Below are 21,825 nucleotides of genomic sequence, written 5' to 3'. Positions count from 1 at the left end.
CATGCCCCCCACCGCCCGCGCCCCCCGCCGCCTCCCCTCGTGGACGTGGTGGCTGGCGCTGGCCGCGTGCGTGGCCGGCGTCGTGCTGGTCTACGCCGCCCTGGTGTGGTCCTCCGCCGGCCAGGTGCTCGAGTACCAGGTGTTCCGCGCCGTCGAGGAGCGCTACGCGGACACCGTGCCGGACGTGACCTCCCAGGTGGTGCGGATCCTGCCGCTCGCGTTGGCGGTCGGCATGGCGCTGGCCTCGCTCGGCGCGCTCGCCGTGGCCCGGTGGCGGCGGCGGGGGCTGCTCGCCCTCCTCGTGCTGGCCGGGTCCAACCTCACCACGCAGCTGCTCAAGGCGGCGCTTCCGCGGCCCGAGCACGCCGACGGGGTCCCGTGGTCCGGCGGCAACTCACTGCCCTCGGGCCACATGACGCTCGCGACGGGCGCCGCGGTGGCCGCGCTGCTGCTCGTGCCCGCCCGGTGGCGACCTCTCACCACCGTCCTCGGCGCCGTGGTGAGCTCCTGCACCGGCGCCGTCGCCTACACGGAGGCCTGGCACCGGCCGTCGGACATGGCCGCCGCGGCGCTCGTGTCCGCCGCCTGGGGCCTGCTCGCCGTGCCGTTCGCCCGGTACGACGGCGCACCGCGGCCCGCACCGCGCGGCGCCCGCGGCGTGGAGGCCACGCTCTGGTCCCTGGGCGTCGCGGGCCTGGCGGCCGGGCTGACGCTGCTGGCCCTCACCCTCGACACCCCCGCGACCAGCGGCGCCGGCCCCCACCCGGCGGCCGAGCCGGCCGGGATCCTGCTCAGCACCTCCCCCGCGGTCCTGCTGTGGGGCGCACTCGGCACGGCCTTCCGCCGCGGCCGCGCGGACTGACCCCTCCCCGCACGCTCACCGCACCCCCACCAGACGACGAGCCCTGCGATGTGGCGGCCATCCGCGAGGAATGGCCGCCACATCGCAGGGCTCGTCAGGGGTCGAGGCGGGCCGGGATCGTCCGGATCAGATCCGGGCGAGGGCCGCCGTCGGGTCGTGGAGGCAGTCCGCCACGAACGTGAGGAACGCGCTCGCGGTGGCGCCGTCGGTGACGCGGTGGTCGAAGGTCACGGTCATCTCGGTGACCTTGCGGACCACGATCTCCCCGTCCACGACCCACGGGCGGTCGATGATCCGGCCGATGCCGAGCATCCCGGCCTCGGGCACGTTGATGATCGGCGTGGCGCCGTCCGTGCCCAGCGGGCCGTAGTTGTTCAGCGTGAACGTGCCGCGGGTGAGCTCGGCCGGGGCGGCCCTGCCCGCGCGGGCGCGGCTGACGGTGTCGTTGATCGCGGCGGTGAGCTCGTCCGCGGACAGCTTCTCCGCGTGCTCGACGGACGGCACCATGAGGCCGCGGTCGGTCTGCACGGCCAGGCCGAGGTGGACGCCGTCGACCTCCACGATCTCGTCCTGGCCGTCCGCCCCGGCCTCGATGCGCGCGTTCATCACCGGGTACCGGCGCAGGCCGGCCAGGGTGAAGCGGGCAATCAGGCCGAGCAGCGAGGGCGCGTTCTCCGGGTCCTTCGCCTTGAGCGCGGCCCGCAGCTCGAGCAGGGCGGTGACGTCGACGTCCAGCCACGCCGTGACCTCCGGGACCTCGCGGCGCGAGCGGGAGAGCTGGTCCGCGATCACCTTGCGCACCCCCGAGATCGGGGTGCGGGCGACGACGGCCAGGCCGGTCCGCCCGTCCACGGCGCCCGGCTGCGCGGTGGCCGCGGCCGCCGGGGCGGCGGCCGACGGGGCCGGGGTCGGGGCGGTCTGCGGCGCGGAGCCCTCGGCCGCGGCGAGCACGTCGGCGCGGGTGATCAGGCCGTCCGGGCCCGTGCCGGTCAGCGCGGCCACGTCCACGCCCTTCTCGCGGGCGAGCTTGCGGACGATCGGGGAGGTCACGCGCGGGGCGCCGGCCCCGGCCGTGGGGGCCGGTGTCGGGCGGGCGGCGCCGCGGCCGCGCTTGGACGGACGGCTGCGGGAGGTGGCCCTGTGGCCGGAGGTGCCGTAGCCGATGAGCACGGCGCCGGAGGCCTCGTCGTCGGAGCCGGCGACGTCGCCGTCGCCGCCGCGGGCCTTGTCCGGCTTCGGCTGGACGCCGGCCATCTCCTCCTCGCGGTAGCTCAGCGCGCCCGGGCGGGCGGCCTCGGCCGCCGCCGCACCGGTCGACGGCGGGACGGCGAGGGTCTCGGTGCCGGCGACGGGCGCGGAGCCCTCACCGGACTCGCCGGCCGCGCCGATGGTGATCAGCGGGCTGCCGACGTCCATGGTCTCGCCCTCGGCGCCGTGCAGGGTCAGCACGGTGCCGGCGTACGGGCTCGGCACCTCGACGAGGGCCTTGGCGGTCTCGACCTCGACCATGGGCTGGTCGACGGCCACGGTGTCGCCCTCGGCGACGAGCCAGCGGACGATGTCGGCCTCGGTCAGGCCCTCGCCCAGGTCGGGCAGCAGGAAGGTGTTGCTCATGCGCGGGCCTCCTCGGCGTCCAGGTCCCAGTTCAGGTCGTCGATCGCGTCCAGGTCCCAGTTCAGGTCGTCGATCGCGTCCAGGATGCGGTCGATGTTCGGCAGGTGGTGCTCCTCGAGCTTCGGCGCGGGGAACGGGATGTCGAAGCCGGTCACGCGGCCCACGGGCGCCGCCAGCGAGTGGAAGCAGCGCTGCTGGATCCGGGCCACCAGCTCGGAGGCCACGGACGCGAAGCCCTGCGGCTCGGCGACGACGACGGCGCGGCCGGTCTTGGCGACCGAGGCGGCCATCGTGTCCTCGTCCAGCGGGTTCACGGTGCGCAGGTCCACGACCTCCACCGAGAGCCCCTCCTCCGCGGCCGCGTGGGCGGCGGCGAGGCAGGTGGGGACGGAGGGGCCGTAGGAGACGAGGGTGACGTCCGTGCCCTCGCGGACGACGGCGGCGCGCGCCCAGGCCTCACCGTGCTCCTTCTTGTCCTCGACGCGGGCCCAGCCCTCCTCGAACTCGGCGCGCAGCTGATCGAGGTCGAGCTCGGCCTTGGTCCAGTACATCTTCTTGGGCTCCATGAAGACCACCGGGTCGTCCAGGCGGATGGCCGAGCGCAGCATCATGTACGCGTCCTTCACCGAGGCCGGGGTGTACACCTTCAGGCCCGGGGTGTGCGCGTAGTAGGACTCGGAGGAGTCGCAGTGGTGCTCCACGCCGCCGATGCCGCCGCCGTAGGGGATGCGGAGGGTGATCGGCATGGGCGTGGCGCCCTTGGTGCGGTTGCGCATCTTGGCCACGTGCGAGGCGATCTGCTCGAAGGCCGGGTACGCGAACGCGTCGAACTGCATCTCGATCACGGGGCGGGCGCCGCCGAGGGCCATGCCCACGGCCATGCCCGCGATGCCGGACTCGGCCAGCGGGGTGTCGAAGCAGCGCTCCTCGCCGAAGCGCGCGGTCAGCCCGTCCGTGATGCGGAAGACGCCGCCGAGGGTGCCGACGTCCTCGCCGAACACCACCACCATGTCGTCGGCGGCCATCTCGTCGGCCAGCGCCGCGTTGAGCGCGGCGGCGAAGGTCAGGGTCGCCATGCTCAGGCCTCCTGGTTCTCGGAACGGGACAGCTCCTCGGCCAGCTGCGCGCGCTGGGCGGCGAGCTGCGGGGTCTGCACGGAGTAGACGTGGTCGAACAGCTCGAGCGGATCGAGCTCCGTCTCGGCGTTCATGGCGTCACGCAGCTGCTGCGCGACGTCCTCGGCGTCGCGGGCGATCTGGGCCGAGACCTCCTCGGTGAGGGCACCGGTGGACTCGAGGTAGGCGGTCATGCGGCGCAGCGGGTCGCGCGCCTCCCACTCCTTCACCTCGGCCTCGTCGCGGTAGCGCGAGGGGTCGTCCGTGTTGGTGTGCGCCTGCATGCGGTAGGTGTCCGCCTCCACGAGGAAGGGGCCCTGGCCCTGCCGGCACAGCTCCACGGCGCGGCCCAGCACGGCCAGCAGGGCGCCGAGGTCGTTGCCGTCCACGCGCTCGCCGGCCAGGCCGTAGCCCACGGCCTTGTGGGCCAGGGACGGGGCGGCCGACTGCTTGGCGAACGGCACGGAGATGGCGAACTTGTTGTTCTGCACGAAGAAGATCACCGGCAGCTTGAACACGGCCGCGAAGTTCAGCGCCTCGTGGAAGTCGCCCTCGGAGGTGCCGCCGTCGCCGACCATGGCCAGGCACACGACCTCCTCGCCGCGCAGGCGGGCGGCCTTGGCCATCCCGACGGCGTGCAGCATCTGGGTGGTCAGGGGCGTGGACTGGATGGAGACGTGGTGCTTCTGGGGGTCGTAGCCCTGATGCCAGGTGCCCTGGTAGGCCACCATCACCTCGAGCGGCGGGACGCCGCGGGCGATCACGGCCACGGTGTCGCGGTAGGTCGGGAACAGCCAGTCGTCCTCGCCCAGGCAGACGGCGGCGGCGACCTCGGAGGCCTCCTGGCCATGCGAGGAGGGATAGACGGCCATGCGACCCTGGCGCACCAGGGCGTAGGCCTGGTCGTTGACGCGGCGGCCGATGACGAGGTGGCGGTAGGCGGCCAGCAGCTCCTCGTCGGAGGGCAGGGGATACTCGTGGCCGGGCTCGGTGCCCTGCTCCTCCGGGGCCAGCAGAGTGCCGTCCTCGCCGATCAGCTGGATGCGGCGGGCGGCGGGGAGCAGGTACTCCTCGAGGGAGATGCCGAAGGCGGCGCCGGCGTTCGGGCGGGTCTCGGCCTCGTCGGTCCGGACGGCCCCGGGCACGGCGGGGGTGGGGTCACTCATGGCGGGTCCTCTCGATCTGTGGCCTTCAGTGTGCCCAAGAGGATCAATGTGTCGCGCGCTCGCCCGTGATCACGAGACAATCGGGTGCAAACCAGGCACTCCATCGGACGAACTGCTATTGTGACTCGTGCCACGTAGACGGTCCGCCGCCGCGTGGCCGACCCCGTCCGCCCCGCCCCAGGAGGAGCCATGGCCGCCGAGCCGCTGGACCGCGTGGACCGCGCGATCGTCCGCGAACTGACGCAGGACGGGCGGATGTCCGTCGCGGCCCTGGCCGAGCGCGTGCACATCTCCCGCGCGCACTGCTACTCGCGTCTGAACCGCCTGCAGGACGCGGGCGTGATCACAGGCTTCACCGTGCGGGTCGACCCCGTCAAGGTCGGCTTCGGGGCCTCCGCCCACGTGACCATGAAGCTGCGTCAGCACGACTGGCGAGAGCTGCGCGCCACGCTTCTGGCCATCCCCGAGGTCTCCCACGTCTCCCTCGTGGGCGGGAACATGGACGTGATCCTGCTGGTCCGCGCGCGGGACCCCGCCGACCTGCGCCGTGTGATCTTCGACGAACTGCAGACCCTGCCGAGCGTCGTCGACACGCAGACGTACATGGTCTTCGACGACCAGGCCTCCGGGCAGACCATCCCCCCGGACGAGACCGCCGACTGAGCCGACGGTCCGGCGCCCCCGGTCAGCGGGAGCGCCCGACGACGGGCGGCGGGTCCGCCACGGCCCCCGGCCCGCGCGGCAGCACCGCGGCGAACACGACCGCTCCGACCCCGCAGACGACCGCGAGGGAGCCGACGCCGACGGCCAGCCCGGCCGCGGCGGTCGCCCCGGAGAGCAGCAGCGGCCCGGCGAGCATCCCCGCGTCGGACATCGAGCGCCACAGACCGAGGAACTGGGCGCGCGCGTTCGGCGGCGAGTGGTCCGCCCCGAGGGTCATCACGATCCCCGCGCCGAAGCCGTTGCCGATGCCCAGCAGCACCGCCGCCGCCGCGAACGCCGTCGGATCCCGGGTGAGGCTGATCGCCAGGAATCCCGCCCCCAGCAGGGTCAGGCACGGCACCGCCACGGCGCGCCGGCCGAAGCGGTCCATGAGCCGGCCCGAGGGGTAGAAGAGCAGCAGGTCCGCCGCGCCGGCCAGGCCGAAGACGAGCGACGCCGTCGCCGCGTCCAGGCCCAGGTGCGTGGCCCACAGCGGGATGACGGCGTTGCGCGCCGCGCGGGCGGCGGAGACGGCCACGACACCGAAGCCGGCCGTGAGCAGCGCCCCGCGCCGGGCGCGCGCCACGTCCAGCAGCCGGGGTCGACCGGCCGGGCCGGGCTCCTCCCCCGCCGCCGGACCGGACGCCGGCACCGGCAGATCCCGGATCCGCAGGCACAGCAGGGCGCCGACGGCCATGGCCGCGGCGGCCGCGGCGAACGCGCCGTCCAGCCCGAGCGGGGCCTGCGCGGCGGCACCCAGGAACGGGCCCAGGAACGTCCCGATCCGCACGGTCCCGCCGAGCGTGGACATCGCGCGGGCCCGGTGCGTGGCCGGCACCGCCACCGCCAGGTACGCCTGCCGGGCCAGGTTGAACCCGGCCCCGGCCATGCCCACGGCGAGCACCGCGGCCAGGAACAGCGCCAGCCGCCCCGGCTCGGCCACCCCCGCCGCCGACGGCCCGGAGGACACCCCGGCCGTCGTCGCCCAGGCCAGGCCCGCGCCGGCCGTGCCGAGCACGGCGGAGACGACCATGGTGACCCGCTCCCCCGCCCGGGCCGCGAGCGCCGAGGCCGGCCCGTTGGCCACGAGCGAGCCGAGCCCCACCAGCAGCACGACGGCGGCCGCCCGCGCCGCGTCCAGGCCGAGGGCCAGCGCCGCCACCGCGAGCGCGGGCGTCATGGCGCCCAGGCCGACGGCGTAGACGGTGGAGGGGGCGTAGATCTGCACGGCGCCGCGCAGCGCCTCCCGGGTGCGGGCGGCGGAGGCGGAGCGGGGACGCATGCCCGCGAGCGTAGCGGGACGGCACGCGCGCGATCGTCGTGGGACCGGGTCACTACGCTGGTGCCATGGCCTCCCGCACCGCCTCTCCACCGCCCTCGCCCGCCCCGTCGCCCGCCGCTCCCCGCGGCGCCCTGGACCGGTATTTCCGCATCACCGAGCGCGGCTCGTCGGTGGGCCAGGAGTTCCGCGGCGGCCTCGCCACGTTCCTGGCGATGAGCTACATCGTGGTGCTGAACCCGCTGATCCTGTCCGGGCCCGACTCGGCCGGGAACACCCTGGGCATCCCCGCCGTGGCCGCCGTGACTGCGCTCGTGGCGGGCGTCATGACCATCGTCATGGGCGTGTGGGCGCGGCACCCGTTCGCGGTGGCCGCGGGCCTGGGCGTCTCCGCGTTCGTCTCCATCACCATCGCCACGACGCCGGGACTCACCTGGCCCCAGCTGATGGGCCTCGTCACCCTCGCCGGTCTCGTGATGCTGGTGCTCGTGGTGACCGGCTTCCGCCGCGCCGTGTTCGACGCGGTCCCGGAGGCGCTGAAGTCCGGCATCGTGGTGGGCATCGGCCTGTTCATCGCGCTGATCGGCCTCGTCAACGCCGGGTTCGTGCGTCGGCTGCCGGACGCCGCCGACACCACGGTCCCGGTGGGCCTGGGCACGGGCGGCGAGCTCGAGGGCTGGCCCGTGCTGGTCTTCGTCGTCGGGCTGCTGCTGACCGCGGTCCTCGTGATCCGCAAGGTGCGCGGCGCCATCCTGATCGGCATCGTCGTGGCGACGATCCTCGCCAACGTGCTGGAGGCCGTGTTCCACATCGGCCCCTCCGTGGACGCCGACGGGAACGCCGTGCCCACCGGCTGGTCCCTGATCGCCCCCTCCCTGCCCGAGTGGACCGCCCCGGACCTGCACCTGCTCGGCAGCGTGGACCTGTTCGGCGCCTTCACCTCCGTGGGCGGGCTGATGGCCTCCCTGCTCGTGTTCGCGATCCTGCTCTCCGTGTTCTTCGACGCGATGGGCGTCTCCGTGGGCCTGGCCCGCGAGGCCGGCACCGTGAACCCGGACGGCTCCATCCCCGACCTGAACCGGGTGCTCGCCGCGGACGCGCTCGCGGTCGCCGTGGGCGGCGGCGCCTCCGGCTCGGCGCACCAGATCTTCGTGGAGTCCGGCACCGGCATCGGCGAGGGCGCCCGGACCGGCCTGGCCTCCGTGTTCACGGGCCTGTTCTTCCTCGCGGCCGTGTTCCTCTCCCCGCTCATCCACCTCGTGCCGTTCGAGGCCGTGGCCCCCGCGCTCGTGGTGGTCGGGTTCATGATGTGCCAGCACGTGGTGCAGATCGACTGGTCCGACCCGGGCGCGGCCTTCCCGGCGTTCCTCACGTTCATCCTCATGCCGTTCACCTACTCGATCGTCAACGGCATCGGCGCCGGCGTGGTGGCCTACGCGGTGATCCGCACGGGCCAGGGCCGCGGCCGCGAGGTGCACCCGCTGCTGTGGTTCGTGGCGCTCGCGTTCGTCGCGTACTTCGGGCTCGGCGTGGTCCGGGCGGCCCTCGGCCTGAACTGACCCGCCACCCCCGACGGCGGCGCACCGGCCCGGTGCGCCGCCGTCGTCGTGTGCGGCGCGGGGTGTCGGCCCCGCCCCGCGCGGCGTGATGGGATGGGCCGCATGCCCCAGACCACTTCGCACGCCCCCGTCCCGCCGCCCGTCTCCGCCGAGCCCGTGACCCGCCGCCACCACGGCCACACGTTCCAGGACGACTTCGAGTGGCTGCGCGGCAAGGCGGAGCCCCGCGTGCTCGAGCACCTGGCCGCCGAGAACGCGTACACCGAGGCCGTGACCGCGGAGCAGGCGCCGCTGCGCGAGGCGATCGTCGGCGAGATCAAGGCCCGCACGGTGGAGACGGACCGCTCCGTGCCCGCCCGCCGGGACGGCTGGTGGTACTTCGTGCGCACCCGCGAGGGCGCCGAGTACCCGATCCACTGCCGCGTGCCCGCACGCGACACCGGCGACCTCGAGGCCGACTGGACCCCGCCCGTCATCACCCCGGACGCCGCCCTGCCGGGCGAGCAGGTGATTCTGGACGGCAACGCCGAGGCCGAGGGTCACCCGTTCTTCGCGCTCGGCGGCCTGCACATCAGCCCGGACGCCACCCGGGTGGCCTACGCCGTGGACCACACCGGCGACGAGCGCTTCACCCTGCGCGTGCGTGAGATCGCCACGGGCGAGGACCTGCCGGACGCGGTCGAGAACGTGGCCCACGGCGTCCGCTTCGACCGCTCGGGCACCCGCGTGTTCTACACCGTGTGGGACGACTCGTGGCGGCCGTACCAGGTCAAGGCCCACGTGCTCGGCGCCGACCCGGCCGAGGACGTGCTCCTGCACGAGGAGGCCGATCCGGGCATGTGGACCGGCTTCGAGGGCGTCGCCGACCGCACCCAGCTGCTGATCGGCGTCGGCAACTCGGAGGTCTCCGAGACCCTCGTGGTCGACCTGCCGGAGGACCCTGCCACGCCCCTGCCCGCCCCGCGTGTGCTGATCCCCCGCGCGTGGCGGATGCTCGCCGACGTCGAGCCCGTCACCGACGCCGACGGCGTCCGCCGGCTGCTCGTGGTCCACGACCGCGCCCTGGACGACGACGGCGCCCCCGTCTCCGCGCCCAACGGGATGCTCTCGGTGGTCGCCGAGGCGGACGTCGCCGACCGGGGCGCCTGGCGCACCGTCGTGCCGCACCGCGAGGACGTGAAGGTCGACGGCGTCATGGTCACCCTGACCCACGCCGCCCTGGCCGTGCGCCGGGAGACGACCCCGCGCGTCGTCGTCGCCGGGCTGGACGCCGTGCTGGCCGGGCAGGCCGCGCACTGGCGCGAGCCCGCGTTCGACGAGGAGCTCTACGCGTGCCACCTGTCCGCGACGGCGGCCGAGTCCCCGTTCCTGCGGCTGGCCTACACGTCCTGGATCACGCCCGCGCGCGTGCTGGACGTCTCGGCGGCGACCGGCGAGGTGCACCGGCGCCGCGAGACGGAGGTGCCCGGCTACGACCCGGCCGACTACGTGGCCGAGCGCGTGTGGGCGCCGGCGTCCGAGCCGTCGTCGGTGACCGGGGAGGACGTGCGGATCCCCGTCACCGTGATCCGGCGCCGCGACGTGAAGCCGGACGGGACGGCCCCGTGCGTGGTGTACGGCTACGGCTCCTACGAGATGTCCATGGACCCCGTGCTGGGTGTGGCCCGGCTGTCCATGCTGGACCGGGGCGTGGTGTTCGCGGTCGCGCACGTGCGCGGCGGCGGCGAACTGGGCCGGCGCTGGTACGAGGACGGCAAGAAGCTGGCCAAGCGGCACTCCTTCACAGACTTCGTGGACGCCACCCGGCACCTCGTGGACCTCGGCTGGGCGGACCCGGCGCGCGTGGCCTGCATGGGCGGCTCGGCCGGCGGCCTGCTCATGGGCGCGGTGCTGAACCTCGCGCCGGAGCTGTACCGGGCGTGCCTGGCGGTGGTGCCGTTCGTGGATGCGCTCACCACGATCCTCGACCCGGAGCTGCCGCTGTCCGCGCTCGAGTGGGAGGAGTGGGGCAACCCGATCGAGGACGCGGCCGTGTATGAGGCCATGCGCGCCTACACCCCGTACGAGAACGTGCGGGCGGTGGACTACCCGGCGATCGCGGCCGTGACGAGCCTGAACGACACCCGCGTGCACTACGTGGAGCCGGCCAAGTGGGTGGCCCAGCTGCGGCGGACGGTGACGAGCGACCAGGCCACGCCCCTGGCCGAGGGCGGCGCCCCGATCCTGCTGCGCACCGAGATGGACGGCGGCCACGGCGGCGCGTCCGGCCGGTACCAGGGCTGGGAGGACACCGCGTGGGAGTACGCGTTCCTTCTGACGGCGCTGGGGGCGACGGCGCGGGTGGACTGACCGGCCCGCCCGGCGATCCGGCCCCTCTCTCCGGGGAGCTGCAGCCCTCACCGATTATCGAGGATGCCAGCGATACCCCTATGCTTTGAAGCACCGTGAATCGAACGCTGCGCTGACGCTGGGCAACCTGCCCGCCGGGCGGCTCCCCTACCATCGGAGAAACCCATGTCCTTCACGGACCCTCAGTCACCCGCCTCGCCCCCTTCCCTGTCCCGCCGTACCGTGGCCCACGGACTGGCCTGGACTGTTCCGGCCGTGGCAGCCGCCGCCGCAGCCCCGGCTTTCGCCGTCTCATGCGCGAACCCGGCCGCGTTCACGGGCAGGTTCACCCAGGCCAACGTTTATGGGACGCCCCCGTCCACCTACACGTGGTCAGCCGCAGGCCGCACTCCCATCACCCTGTCCCTGAACACCGTCGCCGACAGCGGCAAGTCTCTGACGCCCAACAACCTCACCTCGGCCGGCGGCATCAACCAGGGCTACAACGGACTCGGAGACCTGAGGGCGGACGGTCTGCTGCTCCAGCAGTCCGGCTCTGGCGGGCAGAGACTCACGATCACGTTCAGCCGCCCCGTGACCAACCTCCAGTTCACGATTGCCGACGTCGACTGGCTGCGCAGTCGGTACCGTGACGCCATCGTGCTCGACCCCGAACCCACCAGCGTGACCAACGGCCCCCCCCTGCAGGGCAACGGGACGACCGGATCGCCCGTGAGCGCCGTGTCAGCCGGTGAGGTCACGTCCGACACCGTGGCGAACCGGTCCAGGGTCACCTACGCCGGCCCGATCAACTCCTTCACTCTGTACTTCGCGTCCACCGATGGAACGACGGCCCAGCAGATCTTCCTCACCGGCCTGACCTTTTTTGCCTGCTGAGGTCGTCCGATTCAGGGAGGAGACCCCAGCCGCCCTCGCGCCTCTGGTACACAAGCTGGCCGATTGCCTGTTGCCACACGAGCACTTGGTCGGCTTCGCGCACCCGGGCGCTTAGTCAATTTCCCCTCGAGCCCCGATTCTATTTGGGAACTGGGAATTTCCCAGAACACTTTCATTCGGGAAACGGGTGCTTTAAAGGGCAGGTTGAAGTGGTGGATGCGACAGGATTTGATGAAATAATATGGAAAAGCATGCTGCGTTTCTCTCCTGAGTTCGCCCAGACGTTTTGAGCGAGGAGCCCACGGCGGCGCCCGCCCGCGTTCGGGCACCGTCGCCGGCCCCCGTCCCCCACGGTGACACACATCACCTCGAGCGGTGGGGGTCCGGGGGGACACCTAGACTCGATGCCATGACCCCACACAGCCCCGAGCACCCGGACCGCGACCGGCTTCCGGACAAGGTCTCCGACATCTTCGACCCCACGCGCTGGCGCGTGGTCGAGGGCTTCGACTTCGAGGACCTGACCTACCACCGCCAGGTGGAGCGCGACGCCGACGGCCGCTGGGTGGGCGACCTGCCGACGGTGCGCATCGCCTTCGACCGCCCCGAGGTCCGCAACGCGTTCCGCCCCGGCACCGTGGACGAGCTCTACCGCGCCCTCGACCACGCCCGCATGACCCCGGACGTCGGCACGGTGCTGCTCACCGGCAACGGCCCCTCCCCCAAGGACGGCGGCCACGCGTTCTGCTCGGGCGGGGACCAGCGCATCCGCGGCCGCGACGGCTACCGCTACGCCGAGGGGGAGACGGCCGAGACCATCGACCCGGCCCGCGCCGGACGCCTCCACATCCTCGAGGTTCAGCGCCTGATGCGCACCTCCCCCAAGGCGATCATCGCCGTCGTGAACGGCTGGGCGGCCGGCGGCGGTCATTCGCTCCACGTGGTCGCGGACCTCACCCTGGCCTCCCGCGAGCACGGGAAGTTCAAGCAGACGGACGCCACCGTGGGCTCCTTCGACGCCGGCTACGGCTCGGCCCTGCTCGCCCGGCAGGTGGGCCAGAAGCGCGCCCGGGAGATCTTCTTCACGGCGCGCGAGTACTCGGCCGAGGAGATGGTGGCCATGGGCGCGGTGAATGAGGCGGTGGACCACGAGCGCCTCGAGGAGGTCGCCCTCGAGTACGCCGCGGACATCAACCGTCAGTCCCCGCAGGCCCTGCGCATGCTCAAGTTCGCGTTCAACCTTCCCGACGACGGCATGGCCGGCCAGCAGGTCTTCGCCGGCGAGGCCACGCGCATGGCCTACATGACGGACGAGGCCGTGGAGGGCCGGGACGCGTTCCTGCAGAAGCGCGACCCGGACTGGTCCGCCTTCCCGTACCACTTCTGACCGACCACCACGGCAGGACGGAGACCCGCCCATGCTCGCGCTGCTCAACGACCAGCCCATCCTCGTCCTCATGGCCACCGTCGCCCTGGGCGCCGCCGTCGGCACCATCCCCCTGGGCAAGATCCGCCTCGGCGCCTCGGGAGCACTGTTCGTGGGCCTGCTCGTCGGGGCGGTGCTGCCCGACGTCGGCGACCGGCTGGCCCTGTTCCAGAGCTTCGGCCTGGCCCTGTTCGCCTACCTGATCGGGCTCGGCGCCGGCAAGGTGTTCTTCCGGGACCTGCGCCGCAACCTGCCCCTGATGCTGGCCGCCGTCGTCGTGGTGGTCCTCACCGCCTTCACGGTGCACCCGCTGGCCGCGCTGCTGCACATGGACCTGCCGACGGCGATCGGCGTGTGGACGGGTTCGCTCACCGCGACGCCGGCGATGGCGCTGGCGAACCAGCTCACCGGCGGGCAGGCCCCGGCCGTGGGCTACGGGCTGTCCTACCTGGTGGGCGTGGTCGGCACCATCATCGCGATCACCCTGCTCGCCGCCCGCCCGTGGGGCAGCTCCCCGCGCGATCCGGCGCCGGTGACCGACGGCAAGCTGCGCTTCACCGCCGCGGCCGCCACCTCCGCCCTCGCCGTGCGGGAGATCCCGGGGATCTCCGACGGGCTGGTGCGCGTGGTGGCGCTGCGCCACGGCGGCGTGGCCCGGATCGCCGGCTCCGCCGACCGGATCGAACCCGGGGACGAGGTCGTCCTGGACGGCACGGAGAAGAACATCGACGCGGCCGTGGAGGCCTTCGGCCGCCGCACCGACGCCGACCCGGCGCAGGTGATGAACCCGCTGCAGACCTCCATGGTCATCGTCACGGCCCGCGCCCTGGCCGATCGCCGCCTGGGCACGCTGTCCCTGCGCGAGCGCTTCGGCACCGACGTCGCCCGGCTGCGGCGCGACGACGTCGAGTCGCTGGCCACCCCGCAGACCGAGCTCAAGGTCGGCGACCGGGTGCTCATCGTGACCACCGCGCCGCGGATGGAGGCGGTGCGCGACTTCTTCGGCAACTCGACCCGGGGGCTCTCGAACCTGGACTGGATCTCCCTGGGCACGGGCATGGCGCTGGGCTACCTGCTGGGCATGGTGACGATCCCGCTTCCGGGCGGGGCCTCCTTCTCCCTCGGCCCGGCGGCCGGGTGCATCCTCGTCGGCCTCGCCCTCGGGGCGATCGGCCGAACGGGACCCACGGTGTGGGAGCCGTCCACGGAGATCGCGCTGACGCTGCGGCAGTTCGGCCTCATGCTCTTCCTGGGCGTGGTGGGCCTGGCCGCCGGCCCGGCGTTCCTCGAGACGGTGTTCACCCGGGTCGGCGGGCTGGCCATCCTGATGTCCGCCGTGCTCACCGCGCTGACCGCGGCCCTGCTCATCGCCGCGGCACGGCTGCTGGGGCAGTCCGTGGATCGCACGTTCGGGGCGCTGGCGGGCATCACGGGCCAGCCGGCGATCCTGGACTACGCGCTCTCCCGGTCCACCGACGCCCGCGTGACCGAGGGGTACGCCCAGCTGTTCGCGCTGATCATGGTGGTCAAGATCGCCACCGTGCCGTTCCTGCTCTGACCGGGCGGGCGGATCCGGTCCGCCGGGCGGGTCCGTTCGACCGCCGGGCCTCCTACACTCGGGGCCATGCCCGCCACCGCCGACGCCCTCGCCCGCGCCACGGACGCCCTCGCCGCGGCCTTCGACGGCGGCGCCCCCGTCGAGCTGACCGCCGACGGCGCCGCGCTCCCCCGGCCCGAGGCCCGCGACCCGCGCCGCTGCGGGGACCCGGACGCTGTCGCCGTGGTGCGCACCTCCGGGTCCACGGGCACGCCGAAGCAGATCGTCCTGACCGGCGCGGCCCTGCGCGCCTCGGCCGCGGCCACGGCCCGGCGGCTCGGGGGCGAGGGGGCGTGGCTGCTGGCCCTCGGCGTGCACTACGTGGCCGGGCTCGCCGTGCTCTCCCGCTCGATCGCGGCCGGGACCGCACCCGTGGCCCTGCCACCGGGCCCCTTCACGCCCGCGGCGTTCGCCACCGGGGCGGCCGCCCTGCCCGACGACGCCGGCCCCCGACTCGTCTCGCTCGTCCCCACCCAGCTCGCCCGCCTCCTCGCGGCCGACGCCGACCCGGCCGGGCGGGCGGCCCTGCGCTCCTTCGACCGTGTGCTCGTGGGCGGCGCCCGGCTCGATCCCGCGCTGCGGGCCGCGGCCGAGGCGGCGGGGGTGCGTCTCACCGCCACCTACGGCATGGCCGAGACGTGCGGCGGCTGCGTCTACGACGGCGTGCCGCTGCCCGGCGTCGCCGTCGCGGTGGCCCCGGACGACCCCGACGCCCCGCCGCGCGTGCGCCTGGCCGGGCCCATGGTGGCGGCCGGCTACCTCGACGACCCCGCCCGCACCGCCGCCCACTTCGTCCCCGCCGCGGACGGCGCCCGCGCCTTCCTGACCGAGGACACGGGCGTGCTCTCCCTCACCGACGACGGCGGCGTGCGGCTGGCCGTGACCGGCCGCCTGGACGACGTCGTCATCACGGGCGGGGTGAAGGTGTCCGCGGCGGCGGTGACCGCGGTGCTCGAGGCGCACCCGGGCGTCGCGGCGGCCCACGTGGCCGGCGTGCCGGATCCCGAGTGGGGCGCGCGGCTGTGCGCCGCCGTCGTGCCCGCCCACCCGGCCGCGGCCCCCGACGAGGCCGTCCTGCGCGCCCACGTGCGCGCGGCGCTGGGTGCGGCCGCGGTGCCCAAGACGTGGCTCGTCCTCGACGCCCTGCCCCTGCTCTCGACCGGCAAGACGGACCGGCAGGCCCTGGCCGCCCGGTTCACCGCCAGCTGAGCGACGCCCCGCCCGCGTGGGAGAATGACCCGGGCCCGGCCGACGTCGGGCCCCGGCCGCGCGCCGCCGTCGACCCGGCCCGCCGCGCGCCGCTGCCCACCCCGCTCCCCAGGAGGAACCCCCGCCCATGGCCGCCACGCTCTCCCACTGGGTCGCCGCCGCGCGCCTGCGCACGCTGCCCATGGCGATCGCCCCCGTGATCGTCGGCTCGGCCGCCGCCGCGGAGCTCGGCTCCTTCCACCTCGGTGCGGCGCTGCTGGCCCTCGTGGTGTCGCTCGCGCTGCAGATCGGCGTGAACTACGCCAACGACTACTCGGACGGCATCCGCGGCACCGACGACGAGCGCGTCGGCCCCTTCCGGCTCACCGTCTCCGGGCTCGTGCCCGCGGTCCGGGTGAAGCAGGCGGCCTTCGCGTTCTTCGGCCTCGCCGGGCTGGCCGGCCTGGGGCTCATCCTGCTCTCGGGGCACTGGTGGTTCCTGCTGGTCGGCGTCGCCTGCGTGCTGGCCGCGTGGTTCTATACCGGCGGGAAGCGGCCGTACGGGTACCTCGGCCTCGGTGAGGTGTTCGTGTTCGTGTTCTTCGGGCTGGTGGCCGTCCTCGGCACCACGTACACCCAGGCCGACGCCGTCAGCGGCCTGGCCTGGGCCGGCGCGATCGGCTGCGGGCTGATCTCCACGGCCCTGCTCATGGTCAACAACATCCGGGACATCCCCACGGACCGCGAGGTCGGGAAGATGACGCTGGCCGCCCGTCTGGGCGACGGACCCGCGCGGGCGTCCTACGGCGTCATGCTGGCCGTCGCCCTGCTGCTGCCGCTGTTCTGGGTGGCGGTGCACCCGGGGCTGCTGCTCGTGCCGATCGGCGGCCTGCTCGCGATCCGGCCGATCCGCACGGTGCTGCGCGCACAGGATCGCCGGGCGCTGATCCCGGTGCTGCGGGCGACCGGCGTGATCGGGATCGTCTACGCGATCACGTTCACCCTCGGCGCGCTGCTCTGAGCCGTACGGGATGACCGCGGCGTCGGCGGCGGGGTCCGCGCCGTCGCCCCGCGGGGCTCACTCCCGGAAGCGGCCCTCGGTGTAGGCGTCCTCGGCGTCCGCGTCGGCGGTCTCGGTGCGGCCCCGGCGGCCCGGACGGCCCTCCCACGCGGCGGACAGGTCCTCGGTGGCCCCCGTGCGCAGGCGGCCGAGGAAGAGGTAGCTGACCGCGAACGTCAGGATCGTGGCCGCGATCACTCCGAAGATCATCCCGAGGTCCATCACGTAGTAGAACAGTGCCCACAGGGCGACGAAGACGACCACGCGGACCAGACCGTAGAAGAAGATGCGCACCGGTCCATCCTACGAGGACGGACGCCCCGCCCGCCCGCCGACCCCACAGCCCGCGCCTAGACTGGCGGGATGGGCCGCTTCATCATCCCCGCCGCGATCATCCTCGCCGGACTGACCCTCTACGCGCTGTTCGAGGCGCTGCTCACCCCCGCCCGCGAGGTGCGCAGCCTGCCGAAGACGGCGTGGGTGGCGGTCATCGTGCTCGTGCCGCTCGTGGGGCCGCTGCTGTGGCTGCTGCTCGGCCGCGCCCGCCCGGCCGGCGCGGGCAGCCGCCCCGCGCCCCGGCCCACCGGGGCCCCGGACGACGACGAGGCCTTCCTGCGCAGCCTGCGCGTGCAGCGCCGCCAGGACGCCCGCGAGCAGGACCTGGACCGCCGCGAGGCCGAGCTGCGCGCCCGCGAGGAGGAGCTGCGCCGTCGTCGGGAGCAGGGCGACGACGACGCCGACCCGGAGGGCGACGGGCCGCGCGCCTGAGGGGCCCCGCCGGACTCAGCCGGGCAGACCCGCGTACGAGTGCAGGCCCGGGAAGTACGTGTTGACGATCGTGTAGTTGAACACGATGCACAGGAAGCCCACGATGCTCAGCCAGGCCGCGCGGGCACCGGTCCAGCCGCGGGTGGCCCGGGCGTGCAGGTACGCCGCGTAGACCACCCAGATCACGAAGGACCAGACCTCCTTGGTGTCCCAGTTCCAGTAGCGGCCCCACGCGGCCTCGGCCCAGATGGCGCCGGCGATCACGGTGAACGTCCACATCACGAAGGCGATCGCGTTGAGGCGGTAGGACCAGTTCTCGAGCCCCTGCGCGGCCGGCACGAGGCGCAGGAACGCCCACGAGCGCTCGCCCGCCGCAGCGCGCTTCTCCGCGCGGTCCTGCAGCAGCTGCAGCACGGACATCGCGGCGGTCAGCGCGAACAGCGAGCTGGCAAGCACGGCGATGGACACGTGGATGACGAGCCACGGCGTCTGCAGCGGCGGCTGGAGGTGGCCCACCGGCGTCGGGAAGCCCATGGTGGCCGCGCACATCATCGCCACGACGATGCCGGTGACGAACGTGCCCACGAAGCGCAGATCCTTGCGCAAGAGGAACAGCAGGTAGACGGTCGTGATCACGAGCGCGCCCGTGGTCATGAACTCGTACAGGTTGCCCCACGGCACGCGGGAGGCGGCGAGGCCGCGGGCGACGACGGCGAACGCGTGCAGCGCCCAGCCGACGGCCAGCACGGCCACCGCCACGTTGGCGACCGGGCGGCGGCCGCCGCCCGTGTAGTCCATGTCCTCGTCCACGAGGGCGCCGTCCGCGTCGACGCCGCGCTCGGCGGCGCCGGTCGGACGGGCCGCGTCGGAGGCGCTCGCGCCGACCGCCGTGGACCCGCCGACGGCGACCCCCACGGTCTCGCGGGCCGGAGCGGTGCGCACCTGCCCGCGCTGGGCCGCGAGGTCGGCCTCGAGGCGGCGGATGGTGGCCGAGGCGGTGGCCATGTCGATGGTGAACAGGATGAACGCCGCCGCGTACACGAGCGCGGCGATGAGCATGAAGAGGTCGCTGTACAGCGCCAGCTGCTCGTTCACGGGGGCCGTGGGGTTGAACACTGTCAGTCTCCTGATCGGGCGTCGGCGGGGCCGGCGGGGGTCTCGGGGGCGGTGGGGGTGGACTGGGGGGCGGCACCGGCCGCGGCGTCGTCGGCCGTCTCGGTGGCGGCGACGATGGGCCACCACTTCTCCATGGCGGCGCGCAGGGCCACGTGCTCCTCGTGGAGACCGAACTCCTCGCCGCGGGCGAGCAGCGCGTACTCCACGCGGGTGCGGCCGTCGTCGTCGGTGCGGGCACGCACCCACACGCGGCGACGGCGGACGAACAGACTGATCGCCAGGCCGAGCAGGGCGGTGCCGGCGAACACGCCGACGCCCCACTTGCCCGGGTCGTAGTGGATGTCCAGGCCGACGTAGCGGCGGACGCCGTCGAAGCTGATGGAGCCCTTGCCCTCGGGCAGCTCATACGTCTGGCCCGGGCTGAGCACGATGCCGCCGTTCTCGTTGGTGCGGCTGTTGAGCTCGGTGAGGGATGCGGTGTCCAGCACGTACACGTTCTGCGGGCGGCCGGTGTCCAGGCCGAGGTCCCCGTAGTACGAGTTCAGCTGCAGCTCCGGGTTGAGCAGCTCGGGGTCGGCCGAGAAGGCGGCGCCCTTCTCGTCCTCCACCGCCGTGGGCAGGAAGAAGCCGACGAAGCCCAGCTGATCCGGCCGCGCGTCGGGGACCTTGATGGTGGCCTGCGAGCCGTAGTTCTGGTCGAACACGCGGGTGACCACGGGGCCCTGGAAGGCCACGTCCCCGGCGCCGTCGCGGATGGTCACCACGGGCGCGTAGCCGTTGCCCACGAGGTAGACGCGCACGCCGTCGATGTCCAGCGGCTGGTTGACCTTGAGGATCTGGCGCTGGAGCTCGCCGCCGGAGCCCTCGCGGACGTCCATGACGGCGGTGTAGTCCAGCGGCTGGCCGTAGTGGGTCTCGGACTCGCGGTCGAACACGGCGTCGAAGGAGTCGAGGGTGAGGGAGAACGGCTGGAGGTCGTCCGCGCTGAAGTAGGTGCCGGGGGTGAAGGAGTCGTAGGCCACGAGGTTGTTGGCGAAGCCCTCGCCCTCCACGATGATCTTCTGCCCGCCGTACTTGGTCATGCCGCCGTAGGCCATGAACACGAGCACGCCGATCAGCGAGACGTGGAACAGGATGTTGCCGATCTCGCGCAGGTAGCCGCGCTCGGCGCCCACGGAGGCGCCGCCGTCCTCGAGGCGCCGCTCCACGCGGTAGCGGCGCTTGCGCAGCCACGCCTGGGCTCTGGCCACGGCCTCCTCGGGGCTCGGGCCGCCCTCCTCGAGGACGACGACGCCGGAGGCCGGCAGGCGCGTCAGGTTGCGGGGGGTGCGGGCCGGGGGCTGGCGCAGGGCCTTGGCGTGCTGGATGGCGCGCGGCCACACGCAGCCCACGAGGGAGACGAACAGCAGCAGGTAGATGGCCGAGAACCAGACGGAGTTGTAGACGTCGAAGAACTGCAGGGCGTCCAGGACGGGGCCCCACACGGGGTTGTCCTCGATCCACTGGTCCACGATCTCGGGGCCGGCACGGCGCTGGGGCACGAGGGAGCCGGGCACGGCGGCGACGGCGAGCAGGAGCAGCAGCATGAGCGCGGTGCTCATGCTGGTCAGCTGGGTCCAGATCCAGCGCAGGGTGCCCGCCAGGCCGAGGCGCGGCAGGGTGACGGGCTCGGAGCGCGTCCGGGCGGCCTTGGAGCTCACAGGGGCATCTCCCATTCGTTGGCGAACCACAGCTGCAGCTGCGTGGTCCAGGCGGTCCAGACGCCGGTGACCATGAGCAGGCCCAGCGCGATCAGCAGGGCGCCGCCGAGGCGCATGATCAGCACGCGGTGCCGCGTGAAGAACCCGAGGGCCCGCATGCCGCGCTCCATGCCGAGGGCCATGAGCACGAACGGCAGGCCCAGGCCGAGGCAGTAGAGGAAGGCGAGCAGGGCGCCGCGGCCCACGGAGCCGGAGCTGGCCGTGGACATGGCCAGGACGGCGGCCATGGTGGGGCCGATGCACGGCGCCCAGCCCAGGCCGAAGGTCATGCCCAGCAGGGGCGCGCCGACCAGGCCGGCGGCGGGCTTGAAGTGGACGCGGCGCTCCTGCTGAAGCCGGCCGCCGCCGCCGAGGAACACGAGGCCCATGAGCATCACGAGCACGCCGAGCACGGGGGTGACCCAGGCGCCGTCGCGCCGCAGCCAGACCATGGCCTGGGTGAACACCACGGTGATGCCCACGAACACCACGGCGAACCCGAGCACGAACAGCACGGAGCCGAGCACGAGGCGCCCGCGGCGGCGGCTGGTGAGCACGTCCCCGCCGAGGCCGGTGACGTACCCGAGGTAGCCGGGCACGAGCGGCAGCACGCACGGGGAGAGGAAGGAGATCAGGCCGGCCAGCACGGCGATCGGCGCGGCCAGCAGCAGGGAGCCGTCGAGGGCGATCTCGGCGAAGGGGTTGCTCTGCATGGACACGGCGGCCGGGTCAGGCCGCGGCCTCGTCCACCACGGTGGTGAGCAGGGCGCGCAGGGTGGACTCCTCCACGGCGCCGAGCACGCGGGCGGCCACGCGGCCCTCGACGTCCAGGACGAGGGTGGAGGGCACGGCCTGCGGGGGCACGTAGTCGGTCATGTTCAGGAGCACGTCCCCGCGGGCGTCCTCGATGGACGGGTAGGGGATCTCGAAGGTGCGCTCGAAGGCCTGCGCGGTGGTGGCGGTGTCCCGGACGTTCACGCCGAGGAACCGCACCCCCTGCGGGGCGAACTGCTCGTGCAGGGCCACGAGGTGGGGGGCCTCCACGCGGCACGGGGCGCATGCGGCGTACCAGAAGTTCAGCAGGGCCGGGGCGCCGCGCAGGCTCGCGCCGGTCACGGGGGTGCCGTCGAAGAGCTCGGCGGCGAACTCCACGGGGGCGCCGCGCTCGGCGGGGGCGATCTCCAGGACGGAGCCGTCTCCGGCGATGTAGTTCTTGCCGTCCGCGTTGCCGGCCTGCTGCGTCAGCGAGTCGTCCCCCGAGCACGCCGCGAGGACGGGCGCGAGGCCGAGCAGCGAGAGGCCGGTCAGCACGGTGCGACGGGACGGACGGGGGGTCTGCATGGCGGGCTGCCCTCCAGGGGACGCGCGGGGCTGGATTCCGGGGACCTGGGGAGTCTACTGCCCGCCCC

General features: G+C 73.8%; 19 protein-coding genes. 10 read left to right on the top strand and 9 right to left on the bottom strand.

The annotated features are described in order from the left end of the window. The first annotated feature begins 1 nt into the window (after position 1). Positions 2–862, top strand: a complete 861-nt coding sequence (locus ACUW6W_RS02890) for a phosphatase PAP2 family protein (RefSeq protein ID WP_454179773.1) — start codon at positions 2–4, stop codon at positions 860–862. A gap of 126 nt (positions 863–988) precedes the next feature. Here the strand turns inward: ACUW6W_RS02890 and ACUW6W_RS02885 are convergent, their stop codons facing one another. Genes ACUW6W_RS02885 through ACUW6W_RS02875 form a run of 3 tightly spaced genes read right to left on the bottom strand, consistent with a single transcriptional unit; the run spans position 989 to position 4,757 of the window. Then, positions 989–2,476 carry a dihydrolipoamide acetyltransferase family protein gene (locus ACUW6W_RS02885; protein ID WP_134415777.1) on the bottom strand — a complete coding sequence of 496 codons (1,488 nt, stop codon included), beginning with the start codon at positions 2,474–2,476 and terminating at the stop codon, positions 989–991. Then, on the bottom strand, positions 2,473–3,552 hold the full coding sequence (locus ACUW6W_RS02880) for an alpha-ketoacid dehydrogenase subunit beta (RefSeq protein ID WP_454179771.1): 1,080 nt from the start codon (positions 3,550–3,552) through the stop codon (positions 2,473–2,475). Before ACUW6W_RS02880 ends, ACUW6W_RS02885 begins: the two co-directional genes overlap by 4 nt. Positions 3,553–3,554: 2 nt before the next feature. Next, the gene (locus tag ACUW6W_RS02875) at positions 3,555–4,757 is read right to left on the bottom strand and encodes a thiamine pyrophosphate-dependent enzyme (RefSeq protein WP_144861952.1); all 1,203 of its coding nucleotides are present in this window, start codon (positions 4,755–4,757) and stop codon (positions 3,555–3,557) included. Positions 4,758–4,946: 189 nt separating this feature from the next. On the opposite strand from ACUW6W_RS02875, the gene ACUW6W_RS02870 reads away from it, so the two are divergent. Next, positions 4,947–5,420: an Lrp/AsnC family transcriptional regulator gene (locus ACUW6W_RS02870; RefSeq protein ID WP_060974097.1), complete on the top strand. Its 474-nt coding sequence runs from the start codon at positions 4,947–4,949 to the stop codon at positions 5,418–5,420. Between the two features lie 22 nt (positions 5,421–5,442). Here the strand turns inward: ACUW6W_RS02870 and ACUW6W_RS02865 are convergent, their stop codons facing one another. After that, positions 5,443–6,741 (bottom strand): MFS transporter, encoded by a 1,299-nt coding sequence (locus ACUW6W_RS02865; protein WP_454179769.1) that lies wholly within the window; start codon positions 6,739–6,741, stop codon positions 5,443–5,445. Positions 6,742–6,806: 65 nt separating this feature from the next. On the opposite strand from ACUW6W_RS02865, the gene ACUW6W_RS02860 reads away from it, so the two are divergent. From ACUW6W_RS02860 to ACUW6W_RS02830, 7 genes are all read left to right on the top strand, one after another. Beyond that, positions 6,807–8,297, top strand: coding sequence for an NCS2 family permease (locus ACUW6W_RS02860; RefSeq protein ID WP_148408350.1), 1,491 nt, complete (start codon positions 6,807–6,809; stop codon positions 8,295–8,297). A 102-nt stretch (positions 8,298–8,399) separates the two neighbouring features. After that, a complete protein-coding gene (locus tag ACUW6W_RS02855; RefSeq protein ID WP_454179767.1) occupies positions 8,400–10,646 on the top strand; it encodes a S9 family peptidase in 2,247 nt (748 codons plus the stop codon). 255 nt (positions 10,647–10,901) lie between these two features. Beyond that, positions 10,902–11,522 (top strand): hypothetical protein, encoded by a 621-nt coding sequence (locus tag ACUW6W_RS02850; RefSeq protein WP_206452070.1) that lies wholly within the window; start codon positions 10,902–10,904, stop codon positions 11,520–11,522. 409 nt (positions 11,523–11,931) lie between these two features. Beyond that, entirely contained in the window at positions 11,932–12,909 is a 978-nt protein-coding gene (locus tag ACUW6W_RS02845; protein WP_206452071.1) for a 1,4-dihydroxy-2-naphthoyl-CoA synthase, read from the top strand. Between the two features lie 31 nt (positions 12,910–12,940). Continuing rightward, positions 12,941–14,506, top strand: a complete 1,566-nt coding sequence (locus tag ACUW6W_RS02840; protein WP_206452072.1) for an aspartate-alanine antiporter-like transporter — start codon at positions 12,941–12,943, stop codon at positions 14,504–14,506. 66 nt (positions 14,507–14,572) lie between these two features. After that, positions 14,573–15,754: an AMP-binding protein gene (locus tag ACUW6W_RS02835; protein WP_206452073.1), complete on the top strand. Its 1,182-nt coding sequence runs from the start codon at positions 14,573–14,575 to the stop codon at positions 15,752–15,754. A gap of 127 nt (positions 15,755–15,881) precedes the next feature. Beyond that, complete coding sequence (locus ACUW6W_RS02830; RefSeq protein WP_206452074.1) at positions 15,882–16,754, top strand: 1,4-dihydroxy-2-naphthoate polyprenyltransferase; 873 nt, start codon at positions 15,882–15,884, stop codon at positions 16,752–16,754. A 57-nt stretch (positions 16,755–16,811) separates the two neighbouring features. Here the strand turns inward: ACUW6W_RS02830 and ACUW6W_RS02825 are convergent, their stop codons facing one another. Continuing rightward, on the bottom strand, positions 16,812–17,087 hold the full coding sequence (locus ACUW6W_RS02825; protein ID WP_010080315.1) for a DUF4229 domain-containing protein: 276 nt from the start codon (positions 17,085–17,087) through the stop codon (positions 16,812–16,814). Positions 17,088–17,156: 69 nt separating this feature from the next. Here ACUW6W_RS02825 and ACUW6W_RS02820 point away from each other — a divergent pair, with 69 nt between their 5' ends. After that, positions 17,157–17,561, top strand: a complete 405-nt coding sequence (locus ACUW6W_RS02820) for a PLDc N-terminal domain-containing protein (RefSeq protein ID WP_206452075.1) — start codon at positions 17,157–17,159, stop codon at positions 17,559–17,561. Positions 17,562–17,576: 15 nt separating this feature from the next. On the opposite strand, the gene ccsB is transcribed toward ACUW6W_RS02820, so the two are convergent. From ccsB to ACUW6W_RS02800, 4 genes are read right to left on the bottom strand one after another with little or no spacing between them, the layout of a single operon-like run. Beyond that, complete coding sequence (gene ccsB / locus ACUW6W_RS02815) at positions 17,577–18,677, bottom strand: c-type cytochrome biogenesis protein CcsB (RefSeq protein ID WP_060973988.1); 1,101 nt, start codon at positions 18,675–18,677, stop codon at positions 17,577–17,579. Between the two features lie 2 nt (positions 18,678–18,679). Then, the gene (gene resB, locus ACUW6W_RS02810; protein ID WP_216880282.1) at positions 18,680–20,377 is read right to left on the bottom strand and encodes a cytochrome c biogenesis protein ResB; all 1,698 of its coding nucleotides are present in this window, start codon (positions 20,375–20,377) and stop codon (positions 18,680–18,682) included. Continuing rightward, positions 20,374–21,129, bottom strand: coding sequence for a cytochrome c biogenesis CcdA family protein (locus ACUW6W_RS02805; RefSeq protein ID WP_206452077.1), 756 nt, complete (start codon positions 21,127–21,129; stop codon positions 20,374–20,376). Before ACUW6W_RS02805 ends, resB begins: the two co-directional genes overlap by 4 nt. Before the next feature lie 16 nt (positions 21,130–21,145). After that, positions 21,146–21,757: a TlpA family protein disulfide reductase gene (locus tag ACUW6W_RS02800; RefSeq protein WP_002856341.1), complete on the bottom strand. Its 612-nt coding sequence runs from the start codon at positions 21,755–21,757 to the stop codon at positions 21,146–21,148. Positions 21,758–21,825 lie beyond the last annotated feature (68 nt).

Source organism: Micrococcus sp. 093350064-1 (assembly GCF_053627955.1).
Note: the sequence above shows the minus strand (reverse complement) of the source record. Positions and strands in the feature narration are given on the sequence as shown.